Origin of the sequence: Mesorhizobium ciceri WSM4083 (assembly GCF_000519305.1) — a bacterium.
GTDB lineage: Bacteria > Pseudomonadota > Alphaproteobacteria > Rhizobiales > Rhizobiaceae > Mesorhizobium > Mesorhizobium ciceri_B.
Genome location: NZ_KI912610.1, coordinates 1,448,032 through 1,465,058 on the forward strand (window position 1 = coordinate 1,448,032; position 17,027 = coordinate 1,465,058).

18 protein-coding genes are annotated in these 17,027 nt (G+C 54.9%); 5 read left to right on the forward strand and 13 right to left on the reverse strand.

The features are described from left to right. Window positions 1-3: 3 nt before the first annotated feature. The 4 genes from hxsA to MESCI2_RS1000000138325 are packed head-to-tail and all read right to left on the reverse strand — an operon-like array spanning window position 4 to window position 3,360. Window positions 4-537, reverse strand: coding sequence for a His-Xaa-Ser repeat protein HxsA (hxsA, locus tag MESCI2_RS0133015; RefSeq protein ID WP_027040227.1), 534 nt, complete (start codon window positions 535-537; stop codon window positions 4-6). Then, window positions 534-1,634, reverse strand: a complete 1,101-nt coding sequence (gene hxsC / locus MESCI2_RS0133020; protein ID WP_027040228.1) for a His-Xaa-Ser system radical SAM maturase HxsC — start codon at window positions 1,632-1,634, stop codon at window positions 534-536. Before hxsC ends, hxsA begins: the two co-directional genes overlap by 4 nt. Continuing rightward, on the reverse strand, window positions 1,631-3,040 hold the full coding sequence (gene hxsB, locus MESCI2_RS0133025; RefSeq protein WP_027040229.1) for a His-Xaa-Ser system radical SAM maturase HxsB: 1,410 nt from the start codon (window positions 3,038-3,040) through the stop codon (window positions 1,631-1,633). Before hxsB ends, hxsC begins: the two co-directional genes overlap by 4 nt. Continuing rightward, window positions 3,037-3,360 (reverse strand): hypothetical protein, encoded by a 324-nt coding sequence (locus MESCI2_RS1000000138325; RefSeq protein WP_031213933.1) that lies wholly within the window; start codon window positions 3,358-3,360, stop codon window positions 3,037-3,039. Before MESCI2_RS1000000138325 ends, hxsB begins: the two co-directional genes overlap by 4 nt. A 92-nt stretch (window positions 3,361-3,452) precedes the next feature. On the opposite strand from MESCI2_RS1000000138325, the gene MESCI2_RS1000000138330 reads away from it, so the two are divergent. Then, window positions 3,453-3,587, forward strand: a complete 135-nt coding sequence (locus MESCI2_RS1000000138330) for a YHYH domain-containing protein (protein ID WP_155936712.1) — start codon at window positions 3,453-3,455, stop codon at window positions 3,585-3,587. A 355-nt stretch (window positions 3,588-3,942) separates the two neighbouring features. Next, a complete protein-coding gene (locus MESCI2_RS01000000135975) occupies window positions 3,943-4,608 on the forward strand; it encodes a recombinase family protein (RefSeq protein ID WP_050596729.1) in 666 nt (221 codons plus the stop codon). Window positions 4,609-4,968: 360 nt separating this feature from the next. Here the strand turns inward: MESCI2_RS01000000135975 and MESCI2_RS1000000139370 are convergent, their stop codons facing one another. The 4 genes from MESCI2_RS1000000139370 to MESCI2_RS0133060 form a co-directional block, all read right to left on the reverse strand. Continuing rightward, window positions 4,969-5,811, reverse strand: coding sequence for a hypothetical protein (locus tag MESCI2_RS1000000139370; RefSeq protein ID WP_197031616.1), 843 nt, complete (start codon window positions 5,809-5,811; stop codon window positions 4,969-4,971). A gap of 746 nt (window positions 5,812-6,557) precedes the next feature. Further along, the gene (locus MESCI2_RS0133050) at window positions 6,558-7,004 is read right to left on the reverse strand and encodes a MucR family transcriptional regulator (RefSeq protein ID WP_027040230.1); all 447 of its coding nucleotides are present in this window, start codon (window positions 7,002-7,004) and stop codon (window positions 6,558-6,560) included. Window positions 7,005-7,080: 76 nt separating this feature from the next. Continuing rightward, window positions 7,081-8,073, reverse strand: a complete 993-nt coding sequence (locus tag MESCI2_RS0133055) for a hypothetical protein (protein WP_155936714.1) — start codon at window positions 8,071-8,073, stop codon at window positions 7,081-7,083. A 151-nt stretch (window positions 8,074-8,224) separates the two neighbouring features. After that, window positions 8,225-8,977, reverse strand: a complete 753-nt coding sequence (locus MESCI2_RS0133060) for a hypothetical protein (RefSeq protein ID WP_155936715.1) — start codon at window positions 8,975-8,977, stop codon at window positions 8,225-8,227. A 170-nt stretch (window positions 8,978-9,147) separates the two neighbouring features. Between MESCI2_RS0133060 and MESCI2_RS0133065 the strand changes: the two genes are divergently transcribed. Next, window positions 9,148-9,468: an ArsR/SmtB family transcription factor gene (locus MESCI2_RS0133065; RefSeq protein ID WP_027040233.1), complete on the forward strand. Its 321-nt coding sequence runs from the start codon at window positions 9,148-9,150 to the stop codon at window positions 9,466-9,468. Between the two features lie 16 nt (window positions 9,469-9,484). Here the strand turns inward: MESCI2_RS0133065 and MESCI2_RS01000000135980 are convergent, their stop codons facing one another. The 4 genes from MESCI2_RS01000000135980 to MESCI2_RS0133080 form a co-directional block, all read right to left on the reverse strand. Continuing rightward, window positions 9,485-10,657 (reverse strand): hypothetical protein, encoded by a 1,173-nt coding sequence (locus tag MESCI2_RS01000000135980; protein ID WP_050596730.1) that lies wholly within the window; start codon window positions 10,655-10,657, stop codon window positions 9,485-9,487. Between the two features lie 114 nt (window positions 10,658-10,771). Next, on the reverse strand, window positions 10,772-11,419 hold the full coding sequence (locus MESCI2_RS1000000138340) for a hypothetical protein (RefSeq protein WP_155936716.1): 648 nt from the start codon (window positions 11,417-11,419) through the stop codon (window positions 10,772-10,774). A gap of 229 nt (window positions 11,420-11,648) precedes the next feature. Next, complete coding sequence (locus MESCI2_RS0133075) at window positions 11,649-12,167, reverse strand: hypothetical protein (RefSeq protein WP_027040234.1); 519 nt, start codon at window positions 12,165-12,167, stop codon at window positions 11,649-11,651. Window positions 12,168-12,179: 12 nt separating this feature from the next. After that, a complete protein-coding gene (locus tag MESCI2_RS0133080; protein WP_027040235.1) occupies window positions 12,180-12,506 on the reverse strand; it encodes a hypothetical protein in 327 nt (108 codons plus the stop codon). Window positions 12,507-12,614: 108 nt separating this feature from the next. Here MESCI2_RS0133080 and MESCI2_RS0133085 point away from each other — a divergent pair, with 108 nt between their 5' ends. After that, window positions 12,615-12,878, forward strand: a complete 264-nt coding sequence (locus MESCI2_RS0133085) for a helix-turn-helix domain-containing protein (RefSeq protein ID WP_027040236.1) — start codon at window positions 12,615-12,617, stop codon at window positions 12,876-12,878. A gap of 424 nt (window positions 12,879-13,302) precedes the next feature. Here the strand turns inward: MESCI2_RS0133085 and MESCI2_RS0133095 are convergent, their stop codons facing one another. Then, the gene (locus MESCI2_RS0133095) at window positions 13,303-13,674 is read right to left on the reverse strand and encodes a hypothetical protein (RefSeq protein WP_027040238.1); all 372 of its coding nucleotides are present in this window, start codon (window positions 13,672-13,674) and stop codon (window positions 13,303-13,305) included. Between the two features lie 387 nt (window positions 13,675-14,061). On the opposite strand from MESCI2_RS0133095, the gene MESCI2_RS0133100 reads away from it, so the two are divergent. Continuing rightward, a complete protein-coding gene (locus MESCI2_RS0133100) occupies window positions 14,062-16,755 on the forward strand; it encodes a plasmid replication protein, CyRepA1 family (protein ID WP_027040239.1) in 2,694 nt (897 codons plus the stop codon). The last annotated feature ends 272 nt before the right edge of the window (window positions 16,756-17,027 follow it).

Sequence of the window (17,027 nt, forward strand, 5' to 3'; positions counted from 1 at the left end):
CAGTCACTGAGCGACGACGCGCAGCGCGTTTAACGTTTCGGGTGTAATCGTTCCCGTGACCTTAAGGTTGTAATCAGACTGTAGCTTGGTCAAGCCGGTTCTCATCTCAGGATTCATCGTGCCGTCCAACTCCCCCGTGTAGTAGCCGTATGCCAGCATCGCGAACTGGACCTGAAGGACGATTTCCTTGAACTTGTTGGCGTTACCGGGAAGCGTCGTCAGAGGCGCTGACACAGGCGGTTTTGTTGCCGGTGGTTGATATGCAGGTGCCTGTGGCTGATAGGTTGGCGCGGAATACACGGGCGCCCTAGGCAGATAAATTGTGCCTCCTGATGATGATCGGTGGCTGCTGTGAGAACGATGGCTGCTATGCGATCGATGGCCGGCCAATGTGAATTTGTGATCGAGCTTGAAAATGTCGAATAGCGACTTTGACTTACCTCCTTCACCGGGGGGTACAAGCGGCATCGCGATACTTTCAACCGGCATGAACCCGGCAGCGATCAAGGAGGGAATCGTGAATATTCGTCTCTTCATGCGACACCGAACCTTCCATACCCGTGTGCTTTTGGATGCCATTCGAAGAAGCCGCCACACTCGTTTCGAAGATCGCAATCGGCACAATCTGCGACGTAAGCTCGTTTCCAATCTGAGATCGTCGACGGCGCGAATACTCGATAATCAGCCGGAACAGTGCACAGCGGAAAATTGTAGAGCTTGGTATTGATGCCGCGGCTGACGGCGAAATCTAGTGCCTTGCCAACCAAGTCGAAACCCAGGGAACTGTCGAAAAACAGCGAGCCCCAGTTTTGTCGGCCATAGCCGATATTTTCGAGCTGCATGATTGCCCATGTGTCGGTGAACGGCAGGGTGACCGCCACGAACTTAGCCAAATCTAGCAGACCGGGTGCGTTTGGCTTCATCAGAACCGTCCGCAGCTCGATTCTTGCTCCTGCCTCGCAAAGGACGGAAAGGTTTTTCCTTACCTGCTCGAAGGCTCCTTGCTTTCCCACGATCTGATCGTGGATGGCGCCAGCGCTCGAGTAGACGGGAACCCCCCACAGGATCCGGCTCAAATCCAAATCGCGAAGCTCCGCGAGATCGGCGCGTCCAAAATGCTGGGCGTTGGTCAGGATGTGAAAGTCGATGTCGTGCCGCCGCGCCATGGTCTCCCGCAAGAATTCGAAGAGCTCCGACTTGAATAGTGTCGGCTCTCCGCCGGAAAGGCCTATCGTTGAATTCTCCGGCGCCAAAAGCACGGCCGTCTCGAAAAAAGGAAACATGTTGACGTGCTGCTTCTTCGGTGGCTGCGAGCACATCACGCACAGCTGATCACAACGTTCGGTTATCAAAAGCGTGTTGTGGGGAGAGCTGGCCCGAATTAGCCGATGGGCAGTCTTTCGCGATGGCACGACAAACACGATATCGCCATCCAACTCGGATGGATCTACTCCAAAAACGCGGAGATTGCCGGTCGCGCCGGCAAAAAGTGCAGTTTCTCCGTCTGCGGTTTCCAACGCGGCATCGAGAAAGCCGCAGTTATCTGGTGGCTGAGGCATTCCTTCGAACGAGCGCAACCGAACCACATATGGATCGATAGCGTCGGTATCGACCTTGAGCCGGAGCGGGATCACGCGTGCACAGGGATCATGTGATCTCCCCACGACGGTACGCGAGCCCATTTAGCCACCGATTTCCGAGCCGCCTCATCGCTTCGACGGATGACTTCAACGATCTTGTCGAAGATGGACATGTGTCGTCGGCAGAACCAGGTATCGGTGCGAGCCAGGTCTATTCGCCCGTTCCTCGATAAATCATCCACAACGTCTGTCCCGCAGAACGGCTGATAGGCGCAGTGAATGCAGTCTGGGTCGAAATTGTTGAACGACGCATGGTTGAGCAACTGGACCTTCGCCTGGTCGATGCCTGCCGCAACGCTACCAATCGATAGATCGACACGCCCTATGCGCGAGAGCATCCGAGCTTCGTCCGTCGGGTAAAACTGCCCGTCGTGATCGATGACGAGGTAGTCCGAAGCGAAGAAGTTGGGATTGCGCAAGTCGACATGATCGTCGGCACCCGATCGGAGAAACCTTCGTAAGCACTGGCTAAAATAATATTCCTCGACGAATCCACCGGTACGGTGGTTCCGTTCAATCAAGTAGTCGATAAAGCCGGAATGAAGCGTATTCCATTTAGCTATCGAACTCGGATGGCTTCCCCGGCGACGGGCGAACCCTTGATGATTTATCGGCCTGAGATAGATCGAGTGTACCCCATACCGCTCGAAATTGCCGACTAGCTCCCCGAAGTCTGGCGGCTCGTCAACATCGATCGTCGGAAGTGCGGATACCTTACCCGGCCCAAGGCGCTTCACTGCCTCGGCAAGGTTTTTGTAGAACGTATCGGTTGCCAGGTCATCGTGGGTGCGCTGGCGCTGGTGGGTGTCTTGATCTCCATCGAGTGACGTGCTGACGAAGGTATCCTCTTGGTCAAGGAAGGCCCATTCGCGATTGCCCAAGCGTTGCAGATTCGTGCAGACGACAAACTGGCTGCCCGGAAACCTCGTGCGGACGAACGAGCGAACCTTTTCAAGCAAATCAATCCGCAGCAAAGGCTCGCCACCTTGAAACTCGACTTTGATCTGCGGACCCTTCATCGCTTCTATAAAACCAAGCGTCGCGTTCAGCGTTGCTTCGGTCCAGTCGAAACCTCGTGCTGTTTCTGGCGCCCGTGAAACCTGGCAATAGCCGCAACTCAAATTGCAGCGCAGTGTCGGAACAAGGATAACGTAGGAAAGCTCCTGTTGGCTTGCCTGCCGCTGTGCCCATCGATAGGCAAACGCTGTCCAGTCGGGATCGCCTTCCCGACCGAATGCATGACCGTTTCCGCGAAGAAACTCCTGATCGACTAGCGACAATTCGCCGGCAGCATACCGTTCGAGAAACGGTTGTCTGCTGAGGAAGAAGCCGCCGGTATCATCGGTGAGCAGAAATTCTCCATCGCCACACTCGCGAAACTTAAGTGGCCAGACCGTCATTTTGCAGTAACCGCATCGATAAGAGCTTGCCGAAGCGGCAGTGTCTCAGCGTAGATTTTCTCTCGATAAACCGCATGCAGCACGTTCTTCCGCAAGTCGTCTAAATGGTCGGCAGGAAGAGCGGCGACCTCAATGCCATTGGGCGCAACCTGAAAGCGCAGTGCCGGATACTGAATTTGAACGCGAAGCAATGCACCTTCCACGAAACGTCGAAAGCTCTGTGGAATGTCGATTGTAGCTTTCTCTAGGACGCAATTACCCACCGTTTGAACTCCTCCCGGCCTGGCTGCCAATATACTGGAATTTTTTTCCTTGAACACCGAACTGTACCCGGTTTCCGCAATGCCACGGATGACTACCTTGCACTGCGCTTTTGACCGTGCTTTATTGCCAGAATTACTTGGGAGGGGATATGAAAAAAGCAATTGTGGCTGCTTTGGCGGCTTTGACGATGGCGCTTGCTAACAACGCTTATGCACATAGCGGCGGCACGGACAGCAATGGGTGCCACACCAATCACAAGAACGGTGAGTATCATTGTCACTGACCAAAAGCCGGCCCTGGTGCGCGGCGATCATCTCAGACCGCTTAGGATGATCTTCGCAATGCTTGGGGTAGCTTTTACGGGCATCACTGTCGCAGCATGCGGGCAAGATAGTGCCATTGCCGATTGCACTCAGCGAGGGATCAGTTACTTCAAGGAAATTGAATCTTGGCCGAACCTGAGCGATGGCCGGGATGCTGCCACATTGGCTGCTGAGCGGTGCCAACGGACGCTGACAGCTTTTCTATAAGCTCGATGTGAGTGCTTTTCCTCCAGGAACCTTGAATCTAGTTGTTTCAAACCGGATTCAGGGGGAGTCCTTAAAACATAAACCAGCGTTTATGTTTGACGAGGCTCCATGAAATATGTCGGCTACTACCGGGTTTCCACGAAGAAGCAGTCCCGCTCCGGGCTCGGCTTAGAGGCCCAGCAGCAGATGGTTCGGCAATTTGCCGCGACCCGTGGAGGGCTGGCCGCTGAGTTTGTTGAGGTGGAATCAGGTAGGAACGATCAAAGGTCTGAACTGGCAAAAGCGATGGCTGCGTCGAAAAAAGCCGGAGCATCGCTATTGATCGCCCGCCTCGACCGCTTTTCCCGACGGGTCAGCTTCATAGCGTCGATGATGGAAAAGGGCGTTCAGCTCGTCGTCGCTGAAATGCCCCACGCTACCGACTTTCAGCTGCATATCTTTGCTGCGTTGGCCCAGGAGGAGCGGCGGCTGATATCCGAGCGCACAAAAGCTGCGCTGGCTCAGGCGAAGTTGAGAGGAACAAGACTGGGCAAGAACGGCGCTATTTTGGCCGAAGAGAACCAACGTCGGGCGGATGCCTTTGCTCGCTCGATCGTGGAAAGGCTTCCCGCCGGATGGGAAAGGCTTGCATACTCGGAAGTTGCCCGCAGCCTGAATGCAAAGGGGATTGCGACAGCGACCGGCAAAAGATTTCATGCTCAGACGGTCAAGGCCGTTCTCAACCGGCTAAAAAGGGGAGGCGGGGACGGCTATCGATCGCAACGAGCGATCTAGATAAGCGTCGATACCACAATGCCCCCTAGGATAAAGGCTCCAGAGCACATCAATAGAAATGGAAATACGCAGCCGGTTGCCTCGGCCTTCTTTCGACGAAACTTCTTGTCGCCGTCAAACACGTTCTCCGAGTACCAAGGGCCGCCAAGCTTTGACCTTATGACTGTTTTACCGGACTTCGCGTATTTGGTTGTCGTAACATTTCCGTCTTTGTGCGTGTTCGAAACGATCTCGCCTTTTGAATCGTAGTTTACCCAATGATTTTTCCCGGCACGTTCCCGTCGCCCTCGCTTTTTTACTACCATAGTCGCTCCTCTCGGCGAAGTTCACTGGAAGGTGGGGAAGTGGCTGCAATCCAATTTATTGGAGCGAAAGGATTGATCGGAGCCATTCGCGAGGCTCCAATCTATCTCCAATGTCGGCAACGAACTCCTGGCCTCTACCTACAGTGGAAAGCAGGTCGCCCGAGAACCGGCTGTCCGAATGGAACGTTAAGCCCGTCCCTCCTCTAAGGGGGTTAAGCCACTCGGGAACTCGCCATACAGACTTCGGCCCATTTTCAGACGCGGACAGCACGTGAGCCGCTGCAAGCGCCCCAAACCCTGGCAAATTTGAATCCGGAAACAGCGATAGTCGCTCCTCTGCGACGTAAACGGTGTTTTTGAGCTTCTCAGCGTCGCCGAAGATCTCCCATCCGTCCCGGAGATGTGCATGGTTGGTCAGCCATGGGTGCATGGCTCGAATCTGATCTCCGTCGGTTGCAACCGAAAAAACGTGAGCAACTTGCAGCCATCCGAATATCGAATGCTGGGGGCTTCCATGATAACGCCAGCGCCCAGACCGCTTCTCGACTTCCTGAAACAGACCCCAGAAGACGAAAAGATCACCCCGACCAACCTTAGAGTTCCTGAGATGGGATTGAGCATTGCCGACCTGTCCTAGAGCCCCGCGCCAACCGCTTGGCCTTGGACGGATCGTGGCAGCATCGTCAATGTCGGGGTCCAGGTGACAGAACGCGTCGCCGTTGACCCGGCCTTTGGTAAGATCGCTAACGAGCTGAGCAACTGGCTCACGAAGGTCGGAGAATCTGGTGTGCTGGAGCTCGGTCGGTATCGGCAAACTGATTGGCCGCCCATCTACAATCGGGCTTGGAACGCAGCCAGCCGCTCCGTCGAAGCCTTTTCTGCTGAAAATTACCCTCATTATCCTCGCAGCCCGCCACCCAAGTCTTACTCGCCGCGCAACCTATAGCGGTGATGCCAATGCTTCGCTATCTGCACTCGACAACCTCCTGACACCCAACAGGTCGAGTAAGCTTATGGGTTGCCGGGTCTTCGCGCGTTTATCCTTGATTGTGCGGAGGCGCAACCGAATCGAGCGACGCTTATCTTGTCCAAAAGCCCTCTTAGTCCCGCAAACTCAAATTGCGGGTGCAGAATAGATTAAGCCACGTCAGATCAGCGTCTATTGGCATATTATCGCCGTTTATAAATGACGACTTGTTGCAGGTATAGTAATAATGGCGTGGATTAGTCGTTGGCACAAATGTCACATCATCGTTGGTAGAAACCACAGTAACATTACAAAATCTCTCTACCCACGCTAGTCCTGCATTGCTAGGCATCTCGCGGTTGCAAGTAAATGCGTGTGGGGCGAGGCTTGATGGGCGATCACGTTCTATCCGTCGATCGTTCCAATAGACACTCGCCTGAAGACCTAGTGCCAGCCCAGCAGCAACGAAGAACCACTTGCCGTACTGTTGTACATTGCGCCGGAATGTCATGCTATCCTCGTATCGCTTCGCGCGCTTCATGTGCAGTGGGATGGCAACTGCGCTCGGCGGTATTACAATCAGACAAGATCAAAGCGCAGTGGCGCGGAAGGGGTGTCGATCCGCCACCCGCGCCTGGCCGAGATCAAGTTCGTTCCGCGAATTGTCGTACCATCAGCTAAGCCTTGGCTTTCCGCTTGGATGGAGCCTTTCTGGCCAGCGCTTTTTGCGCCGGCTTCCGGCCGAGCCCGCTGGACTTCGCCAACGCTGATCGTTGGGCCGCGTAGTTCGGTGCCACCATCGGGTAGTCCCTTCCTAGGTCCCACTTCACACGATATTCGTCGGGCGTGAGACCGTAATGCGTGGCGAGGTGTCGCTTCAGCGACTTGAACTTCTTCCCGTCATCAAGGCAGATGATGTAGTCGGGGAACACCGACTTTTTCGGATTAACCGCAGGCGTGAGAACGGGCTTTTCTGGCTCAACAGGTTGTCCGACCTTTGACAATGATAGGTTCACACTGTGAATCAGGTCCGGCAGTGACGCAACCGGCACAGGGTTGTTGCTGACGTATGCGGAAACTATATCTGCGGTTAATTCGATCAGATTGATGGTCTCGTCGGACAAGGGCTTTCTCCTTTAAAGCATTTAGCCTTCCTAGCTTTTGGCGACAGGCTAATCAACGGCGCGCCGGCCTTCGAGATCATCTCGCACAAATCCACTCCAACATTCCCGCGCCTCGTTTTCCGACGAGCACGTTGGGAATGCCGGCCAACGCCTCACCCATCTCATCGACCGTAACTTGCGAGACGCGGGCATTAGCTGGACCAGAACGCTCGGCCAAAATCCACCCGGTTGAACCACATCGACAAAATGCGAGCAGCGTCGGGTGTTCACCATCCCATCGATAGAAGTATCGCTGCCCCGATTGGATTGATGTGATTGCGTATGCGAGTTCTTCTCCGCCCTTCAGGCAGTTGTCGAATTCGTGCCCGGCTTTTCGAAGCTGTTCTGCTGTGGTGATCGGAGCGAGAGCACCAACCTGCTCAAACGGAGGGTTGGGAAATGGCGTGAGGCTGAGCAAATTGGCCAGGATGGATGCTGGCTGACGGCCCTGAACAATGGCTCGAACCAGCCGCCGCTCATCGAGACTAGGTGCTAGCCGTGCGATCACCCATAGCAGTTCAACCAGCTCCGGGGCGGGTATTTTGCACTTCAGCAGCGAGCGGGAAACTCGGTTCGACACCGGCATCGTCGAGGCTGATGCCAGTGAAAGAATGTCGTCGTCCCGGAATTCCGTTGCCTGATAGACGTGATTTGCCAGCGGTCCAGCAGCCGCGAGTACAGCATGAAGTGCGACATAGACGTGTTTGGGCCTTGCGATTGATCCCAATTTGCCGAGCACCGAGATCATGCCAGCGGGGCAGGTGCCAAATGCATTCGCAAGAATCTGCCGGGACTTGGCGAAGGTGAAGAGCCGGTGCGTTCCGATTGGATCGGGAATGTTCGCGCCGTGGACAGCCAGCCACGCATGCCAGGTGTGCCGCCGGCTATCTGGTGCGAGCAGGTACTCGCACGTGAGATCATTCGGCCAAATTGACTGAACTTGAGCGCTGTCCTGTCGCGCAAGCAAGGCAATAATTGACTTCTCCGATCCAATACGATTGAGCGACGGGCCGGCTCGCTCTTGATGCATGGCTATCTCCTGATAGCCCGCTTTCGTTTCGAAAGCCTTCGAAGACAACGCTTCAATAAACGTCTCGTCGTTGTAGTGATTTGTTCGATGGACTGCTTCGGTGAGAAGCGGAAGTATTCCAATTGCTCACTAAAGTGGCGAGCGTCTGATTTTACCCCTTGAAGAAGGTGAGCTGAGCGTCGAGCACGAGGAACGCGAGCACTGAAGCTCTCTTAACAGGATCCTTGAACTGGTCGGCCACTTCCCTAGCAAAGTGGCTCCTCGATGCAAGCAGTCTTATTGATCGCTCGATGGCTTCGCGATTGGCGGCTGCTGGGCGACGCCGAGCTGACAAAATCTCCAGCAGGCGGCCCCAATTTGGGACTTTCCGCTCAAACCCTTTGCCCTGCTGGGAATAGAGCCGGAATGTGTCGCCATCCGCCTCGAAAGTCAGGTGATGCTTGTTGGTGATGTCAGGAAGCGCAATCTCATTTGGCGCTATAAACGCTGTCGCCTTTGCGAGAATACCTGCCTTCCGGTAGCAGTGTGACAACTCGTCAGCATCCTCTATCTGGCTGGTGACGTAGAATACGGCTTCGCCGTTTGACTCAAGCTCTTGGAGCGCCTTGTGCTGACGGTACCCGTCTCGCTCCCGAAGATGCATACGATAGAGCGGCGTCGAAGTGAAATCGCCGTTCTTGATTTCTCGTGCGTTTGCGGTGGTCAGCACAAACGACCGCTTAAATTGAAAATACACCGGCGTGCTGTCCTTGAGCACCTTCACGTCATAGCCCTTGGTCGCCTCGACGGCTTGGCTAATAAAATCTGGTGCGGCCGGAAATTTTCCCCCGGCCGTATGCTGCCGCTCAAACTCCCGTAGAAAACCATATCCAAACGACAGTTCCGAGAAATCCGGCCACGGCATTGCACCCCCCTTTAGAATTCGCAGAACAGATAAGCCGATGTCGACGTTGCTCCGGAAAATGAAACAGAGAAGTCGGACCGCCATAATCTCAGTAAAGCTATCTTGTCGCCGTTGTCGATAGTCGTTTACTTAGAGATAAGCCCGCCATCCGAAACTGATGGTGAACGGCAATGGACGCTCGAACTATTAAGGCGCTGGCGTGCGAGAGCAGGCTCAAAATCCTGGATTTTCTGAACTGGCCGGAGCTGAATTTCCCAGACGTTCCCAACGCGCAACAGACCGGGCTGACGAACAAGCTGATCTGCGGCAGGCTTGGTATCACGCAAGAGTCTGTCAGCCTGCACATGCGTTGGCTCACTGAGGCCAGATTGGTCTCTGCAACGAAGGTTGGGACGCGAGTTTTCTACAAGCGGAACGAGGCAGGAATTGACGAGGCCATCACCGGCCTATGCGACCTTCTGCAAAAACCGACTTCGACACCGAATGTCTAATCGTGCCTTGGCAGCGCTACTGGCAGCAGACCTTGCGAACGTACGTGTTGCCGAAAGTCGCGTAGGCATCGTCGGGGATCGCGCCTCTGGCCTTCATCTCCTTGACGAGCCCTTTGGCCATCGGCTCGTCAAAGGTGCTTTCCAAAGTGATCGCAAACCAGCCGTTCGTGGCAAGATAGGCGGCTAGGGGAATCGATGCGGAGCGCACATAAGCCTCGGCTTCAGCATAGTTGTCAAAGCTCTTGACCTGAATATGCCTCTCTCCGAATGGCCCGCTGTTGTATTGGTCGACGTGTACCCAGGTGTCATGCATGTAGCCAACCTGAGTCCCGGCACGGACCCGATACCAGCGACCGCTGTTACCAAGGATTGCCACCCAGCTTCCGTTTCTCAGCACAGCTACGTTGGCCGACTTTCCCTCCGGCAGCGCCTTGAGGGGCGCGGAACCTTTCGGGTGCCCGATTCGACCCGAGCGGGCTTCCGGGATCACGAGCAACGGAGCAGCTAACGGAGGCGTTGCGGCTGGCGGTGATGGCGTGGTTGATTGCGGCTGAGTCGCCGGCGTGGAGGGCGGTACATGGCTCGCAACTTGGTTCTGGCCAGCCTCTGGCGTGAAGGTAACAACCCTGTATTTCACCATCTCGCTCATCGACAAATAACGGATGTCGTTGCTGTCATACTGCAGCGAAAGCTGGAGTAGGGCCGGGTCCACGCCCATCTCAATCATATAGGTCATGACGTCGGCGGTAATTTGCTGAACGGCGGACACCGCTTCCTGAGTTGTAAGGGCGACATCGCCCTGGAAAGACGATTTGTGAACGCCGATCGAGCCCGGGTCAGCGTAGCGGATGACGCCACCTAGGAAAGCAAGTGAGCATGCTGAGGCACATTCGACCGCCCGAAACTGGATCGTATTGATACCTAGCCTGCGAATGAGACGGCCGAGTTCCATGGCCTTCTGGATGTTGCCGCCTGGAGACGAGAATGTGACTGCGGTCGCCGAATTGGATCGCACCTGGTTCTCAAAGATAGACAGGTCGTCCTGATAGGAGAAATCGCCTGACACTAGGATGTAGTGCAGTCCCCAGCCAGTCTGTCCAGCTTGGAATTGCAAGCCGGCGCGCGCCGGACTGCCTAGCAAAGCCGACGCGAAAAACAGCAGAACATAGACGGAAAAGACGCGAAACATGGCCCCAGAGCACCCCAGCCGTATGTCTAGCGCCAATATGGAACGGCTGTCGATTCAATGTTTGGAAATTGGTGAACTCTAGATCGAAGTTTCTACAGCGTCCCTGCAGCGGCTCTAGAAGTGGATCGAGCCTTTCCCGCAGCGGTGCCATTTGTACTGGTAGCCAGATTGGCCGTCCTTACCATAGCACCATTTCGCCGCCTCAAGCTGACGGGCAAGCCTGCTTCTGACACCGCACGCCTTGAGAGTTTTAGGATCATCTCCGGAACCGCCACGGCAATTTTCATTAGCCGCCTCCCACTGACGAATGAGCTTCGTCGGTGGAGTTACCCTTTTGGTCTCGGCTTTCGTAGCCTGTTCCTGACTAGGCCGAACCGAAAAACTCGGAAGAGGAACCTCCTTCGCAGCAGCCGTGTCCGTCGCAGCCTTTGATGCATCTCCGGTAACCGGATCGACGATTGCAATTCCAGGTAACGAGGCGCGTTTACCCGGCTTGCCTATTTCGCATGCGATCAGCTGCTCACCGTCAATTCGTACAGCTCGTGGATTCTCAACATCCAGGATGAATGTCGCTTGGGAGTGGTCTCCGCCTTCAATGCAGTCTGCATCAACTGCGTAACGATTTGTCCGCAGAGGCTTAACGGTGGCGACCACACATCCGGATTCGGGGAATTCGTAGTAGTGCCCGTTCTTGGAGACTGAGAACTCAATGGAATCGACGTTGCCCTTGCGAAACTGCTCACACAGGTCGGCTGACCTCATATAGGCTCCCTCAGCAACAGGTAGTGCATCCGTTGCGTTTGCTGTGTATGCACCCGCGACCAAGAACAGGAGCGGAAGCGTGGTCCTGCAAGAGTACCGTGCTAGCAAACCACCTGAAAAAACATGCATACGCTGCGACCTCAGCATTATCGACTGGTGGCGAACAGAGATCTTACCGTGTCCCGTCGACTTCGCATCCTAGAACTTCAAACCTTTACCTGATCCTGGCTTAATCCCTACCATGACCTCTAGCTCCCAATTGGCGCAACCCTCCTCTATCCGAAAGAGTTCGCCTTCCGAGGTTCTGCCCTTGAATGCAAAATGGCTGAGCGCCTTTGCATACGTCGCCGGAGATGGGTTCTATCTCGGCCGATCCGCCAAACTTATTGACGAACTCTTGTGTGACTTGGCGCAGTCCGAGCCCTTCTGCACCGAAAAAGCACGGGGCAAACGCCATTTTCTCAATCTTGCTATCGTTGAACGAGATCCATCCGCAGGCATTATCCCCGTCCAAAAGGGTGGCGCGCTTGCCTTCGCTATCGTCGCTTTGCAGTGGTGCGCGCCATTTTACCGAAAAACCTTCGGTCTTCGCCGTCTTATCGACCTGATCAGGGCTGTCCGACACGGTGAAACCGCGAAAGCTGCTATCGGCAAACAGCGGGGTTGGAGTGACGATAGCAATCGAAAGCGACCACAAGATGCTTCGAGAAAGGCGGCTATGGCGAGAGGTAACGGAAAGGATGCTCATTTGCCCAACTCCTCAATAGTAGTATCGCTTGTTTCGAAACAGGTACATCAGGATGTAGACCGGGAGCCAAAGCGCTCCGGTAATCAGGGTCAGCAGGATATGGAACCAGTGAGGGAAGCGTCTCAGGATCCCGGCCCCTGACGCAGCCGCGGCTGCGGCTCCGCCGCCGGCGTTCATGAACACCTGAGGGCTGTTTCGCTGGCTCTTCAGAAGCTCGATTTCTCGCATTTGCGGATCGAGGATTTCGCCGCAGTGTTTGCATTTCTTGGACTTAGGATTGATCGGCTCCGCGCAATACGGACAGTCAATCGTAGCGGCCGGCGATGCGGTCTCGTCCATTCTTCCCCCGTCAGGTCTGATACCCAGAGGAGACTAGCGCTCCTCAGCCCATAATCATGGTCTTATATTACGTGGTTTCGGGCAAGGGCAACTGCTTGCTTCCTGAAAATGGAAGTGCAGTCACTGGTCGCCTGGAATCTTCGGCGCTTGAGGGTAGAACGAGGCATCTCACAGGATGACCTGGCCCTCACGGCGGGCGTTGAGCGGGCTTATGTCGGATATCTGGAGCGTGGGGTGCGCAACCCAACCATTGCCACGCTCAGCAAGCTGGCTGATGCCATGAGCATCCCCATTTCTCAGCTGTTCCGAGAACCGCTAGAAGGAGAGACCGTGCCGACCACCTTGAAAGCAGGTCGAAAAAGCGCTCGCTAAGCCGTCTGACGGCTTCTAGTCTGATCAAAACCGTCGCGCGACCTGGCAGAGGGGCAAATGGCGCTAAGCCTAAAGCAGGACCGGAAACTGACTAGCGAACTGTTGGCGCACTGTGGTCGAATCATCCGAGAAACGCGCTACACCCCCGTAAACCTTCGATCAATGTTGACGAATGAAGGCGCGCAGAGCACGCTTAGGAGGATTAGTAGTCGCGAAACGTCAGGGCTTGCTAGGCTGTACGAGTTGAACCGTCCCGACCTGGCTATTGAAAAGTACGTCCTGGACAGCGACTGGGCCACAGTTCTCGATCCCGCCATTGTGACCCAATGCCGACTCAATCTGGGACGGGTTACCTAGCCCCCAATAGTCTTTCGAACCGCTGACGCGGTGCCTATCCCGCCGATGGCGGGATAGGCATATCAATCTACTTGCCCTTCCTGAACCTTGCCCGGACCTGCTCAGACACTGTCGCAAGCTGGCCGTCAAACGTACCGTCGACGGCCGCCGCTCGGGCCTTCTGAAGTGCATCGACCACGCCTGTCATGTCGGTGCATGCTATCGCATGCTTGCCTTTGGCAAGCTCAAGGGGAACCTTGCCGTACTTGATTGCCAGCGTTGGCTTGCCATCCAAATCGATCGTCCACCAGCGGCCACGGAACTTCCGACCCTGGTTCTCAGGCTCGGCCATGTACAGCTGATGGTCGATCTGCATAACCAGCCTTTGCCGGCGCTTGGATGCGGGGTCCGACGCTTCCTGCTTCGGGGTGGCGACCAGCTTCAATCCTTCGAATGCCATTGTGATCTCCTTCCTTGTTGATCGACAAGGGCATCCCGTCGAACGACTGAGAAGGTCAACGCGACGCAAGTCAGGCATCTTGCAGCAAACTTTTTTCAGCGCTCAGCAGTGGGTTCTGACGGCCCTGCTATTTTAGGCGGCAGGGGTCCGCACAACCCACTGTTATCTCGACGGTTTCTGCGAAATAAGTTAAACCAATAAAGTATTGGTTTAACTTAAGTATAAAATCGTCAGACTGCCCCATACATTGCGTTTTGCTGTCAATAATGCTACAAAAGCCTTGTGACAAAGCGGCGTCACATTTTTAAAAATTCCTATTTAAAAAAACTCCAGCATCCCGCTGGGCCACCAAAACCTAACTCAAAATCAACATCAAAGGATATTCTAATGAATGGCTTCACAACCAAACCCCTCCGCTTGTCTATAAACAAGCGCCTCATCAACAAAGATGAACTCGGCGATACCCTGGCAAGGGCCGAGGGCTTCGAACCCTCTCAGGTAACCGTCAGTGAACTGATCGCTAGCATCAGGAACGGCTACGCCTATTGTGCCGAGCTTAACGGGCGGCGTAAGGCGGACAACTTCACCGCCACCGACGTTTTGTCGGTGGACATCGACGGTGGGTTGACCATTTCGGAGGCGCTGAACCACCCCTTCGTTCAGAAAAACGCGTCATTTATATATACGACGTGCAGCCACACCCCTGAGGAGCATCGGTTCCGAGTGGTCTTCATCCTGCAGGATACTCTGCTTGATGCTAACGAGGTAAGGGCCGCAACCCGTTCTCTTGCACTCAAGCTCAATGGCGATCCAAAGGCGGTCGATCCTGCTCGCATGTTCTACGGCAACACCGAAGCCCAAGTCACCGAGATAGGAATGACGCTGCCATCGATGCTAGTCGACGAATTGATCGACCAAACGGCAGCCGCCGGGCGGAAAGACACCTCCCTTGGTCTAGTTGGCACCGGTCGCTCGGCGATCCAATTGCCGCCCGATCAAGTGGTTCGCACTGCTCAGGGGATAGACGTTCTTCTTGCAAGCACCGGAGCCAAAACCGAGGTTCACTGCCCAATCCACAATGACAGGAATCCAAGTGCATTTGTTGTCGAGAACGCCAGCAAGAGCAATAAAGGGGTGCATTGCAGCGCTTGCGGCGTGACCTACTGGCAGGGGTACCCTGAACCTTATGATTTCGATGCCTTCGACAAGGCGGCAAAGATGGCGTTCCAGGACTGCTCGAGCCCTTCAGTCAACAGCGCCGTCGAGAAGTTTAAGGACGCGAAAATCTCGTTTCGCGACGAGAAGTACATCAGCCCCATAGGCATCGAAGACGGGACGACGTTTATTAAAAGCCCGAAAGGCACGGGAAAGACGAAACTGCTTGCGCAGATTGTCGGCTCGACAAGGGGTCGCGTCCTTCTCATAGGGCATCGGCGTGCCTTGATTGACTCCATGTGCTCTGCAATGGGGCTTGCATGCTACCTTCACGACGACCAAGTTGACGAGCCTCAGAGCAAACGCCGAGAGCGTTACGGGATCTGTCTCGACAGTATCTTGAAAATGGTCGAAGAGCGCCCCTACGATGTCGTAGTGATCGACGAATCGGAGCAGGTGCTTGCGCACCTTCTTTCTCAAACGCTAGCTGAGAAACGTCCACACATTGTCCACGCGTTGATTTGTATTCTTGCCAGAGCAAAGCGGGTCATCGCTGCAGATGCTGACCTTTCGTGGACATCATTCAATTTCATTAAAGAGTGGGCCGAGCGGCGGAATGGGCCGGCGGCCAGTCAGGTGATAATCAACCAGTACCGCTCGCAGAAGGGCAAGCTCCACGTGTTTGCATCAGAGACCCACCTGGTCGGCGACTTCAGAGCCGCTATCAAGCAGGGCAAACGCTGCTATTTCACTTCGAATTCAAGGGAGAAGATCAAGGACATTGCGGCGCAAATCGGTGAGGAATGCCCCGAGATCGCCTGCCTTGTCGTCACGTCTGACGAGACGGCAGACAAGAACCCTGCCGCGATAGCATTCATCAAGAACCCATCCGTCGAGGCAAGAAAATACCATGCCGTCCTGGCATCACCGTCAATTGGCACAGGGGTGGACATTACGTTCCCCGATGATGAACAGTTCTATGACTCGGTTTACGGCCTGTTCGTCCCTCAAGTGCTGACCCACTTCGAATGTGACCAACAATTGGGGCGAGTTCGTCATCCCAAACAGGTTAAGGTGCATGTGTCACCTGCCACATACGCGTTCGAAACCGACCTTAGCGTCGTAAAAAGAGACGCGCAAAACGCCCACGTATTCAACAGCGCTTGCCACGGATGGACGCTTGATTTCATACCTACTCCAATTCGTCGCCCCGATCCGCTTGCGGACGTCGCAGCAGCGATTATCTCATTGCAGTGGGCTTCCAAGAACCAGCTCTGGAGAAACTTCCTGCACTACAAGGTGCAGCAAGGATGGGAGATCGAACACGTCGACCCGCACGAAGAAATCGCCCACCTTGGATTGGGTATGCTCTCCGAAGGCAAAGAGCGTCGTGCCAGATACAACCTCAACCGGCTGATGCAGGCAGAGCCACTGTCAGAAGCCGATTTTCAGCGAATCGATCGTCGTTTTAGGAACTACGAGTTCACCAATGATAGCGAGCGCGCGAGCTATGAGCGATCCGCGATTGAACGCTTCTATGATCAGACGATCTCCGCTGAGCTGATCATGCTCGACAATAGGGGCCGCTTCCGCGCACGCGTGACCAATTTCGAAATGATGGTGGACCGCACCACCGCCGAGACCTTGAGCGGCGGAATTTATGAACCGGAGCGGCGTAACCAGGCAGCCATGTTGATACTCAACCCGAATGCGCGGCGGATCCTGCTGATGGAGACGCTCTCAACAACCCCGTTCTATCAGGATTTCGCATTCACCCCCGAAATCATCTTCGGGAAGGCGGACCTCACGCGGTTCGTCGATTGGGTTAAAGCCAATCGGATCGCCATCCAGCAGCAATTCAATATTGCTGTGCACAAAGGCCTCGACAAAATCCGATTAGCCAGCTTCGGCCTTTCATGGACATGATCGGTCTTGAGTTGGTTAAACTGCCAAAAACCAGCGCAGGGGGAACTACGGTTATCTTGTATCAGATCAGTCAGACCACCCTGGACGTGATGATGCAGATCACGGATGGCCGTATATACAAAGACGTCTCTGAACGTCTTCAACTCGCTGCTTGATAGGCCTGGCACTCAATTAGCTATATCAACACATGCCCTGCCCCTCTCTGTTAGGGGGGGGCATCTTCCTACCCACGGCAATGGTATCTGGGATACCTAATGTGAACAGTCACGACC

What these genes read in the sequence shown, in the direction of transcription:
- hxsA (WP_027040227.1), bottom strand. Translation starts at nt 537, where the DNA reads ATGAAGAGACGAATATTCACGATTCCCTCCTTGATCGCTGCCGGGTTC.
- hxsB (WP_027040229.1), bottom strand. Translation starts at nt 3,040, where the DNA reads ATGACGGTCTGGCCACTTAAGTTTCGCGAGTGTGGCGATGGAGAATTT.
- MESCI2_RS1000000138330 (WP_155936712.1), top strand. Translation starts at nt 3,453, where the DNA reads ATGAAAAAAGCAATTGTGGCTGCTTTGGCGGCTTTGACGATGGCGCTT.
- MESCI2_RS01000000135975 (WP_050596729.1), top strand. Translation starts at nt 3,943, where the DNA reads ATGAAATATGTCGGCTACTACCGGGTTTCCACGAAGAAGCAGTCCCGC.
- MESCI2_RS1000000139370 (WP_197031616.1), bottom strand. Translation starts at nt 5,811, where the DNA reads ATGAGGGTAATTTTCAGCAGAAAAGGCTTCGACGGAGCGGCTGGCTGC.
- MESCI2_RS0133055 (WP_155936714.1), bottom strand. Translation starts at nt 8,073, where the DNA reads ATGCATCAAGAGCGAGCCGGCCCGTCGCTCAATCGTATTGGATCGGAG.
- MESCI2_RS0133060 (WP_155936715.1), bottom strand. Translation starts at nt 8,977, where the DNA reads ATGCCGTGGCCGGATTTCTCGGAACTGTCGTTTGGATATGGTTTTCTA.
- MESCI2_RS0133065 (WP_027040233.1), top strand. Translation starts at nt 9,148, where the DNA reads ATGGACGCTCGAACTATTAAGGCGCTGGCGTGCGAGAGCAGGCTCAAA.
- MESCI2_RS01000000135980 (WP_050596730.1), bottom strand. Translation starts at nt 10,657, where the DNA reads ATGTTTCGCGTCTTTTCCGTCTATGTTCTGCTGTTTTTCGCGTCGGCT.
- MESCI2_RS1000000138340 (WP_155936716.1), bottom strand. Translation starts at nt 11,419, where the DNA reads ATGAGGTCAGCCGACCTGTGTGAGCAGTTTCGCAAGGGCAACGTCGAT.
- MESCI2_RS0133075 (WP_027040234.1), bottom strand. Translation starts at nt 12,167, where the DNA reads ATGAGCATCCTTTCCGTTACCTCTCGCCATAGCCGCCTTTCTCGAAGC.
- MESCI2_RS0133080 (WP_027040235.1), bottom strand. Translation starts at nt 12,506, where the DNA reads ATGGACGAGACCGCATCGCCGGCCGCTACGATTGACTGTCCGTATTGC.
- MESCI2_RS0133085 (WP_027040236.1), top strand. Translation starts at nt 12,615, where the DNA reads ATGGAAGTGCAGTCACTGGTCGCCTGGAATCTTCGGCGCTTGAGGGTA.
- MESCI2_RS0133095 (WP_027040238.1), bottom strand. Translation starts at nt 13,674, where the DNA reads ATGGCATTCGAAGGATTGAAGCTGGTCGCCACCCCGAAGCAGGAAGCG.
- MESCI2_RS0133100 (WP_027040239.1), top strand. Translation starts at nt 14,062, where the DNA reads ATGAATGGCTTCACAACCAAACCCCTCCGCTTGTCTATAAACAAGCGC.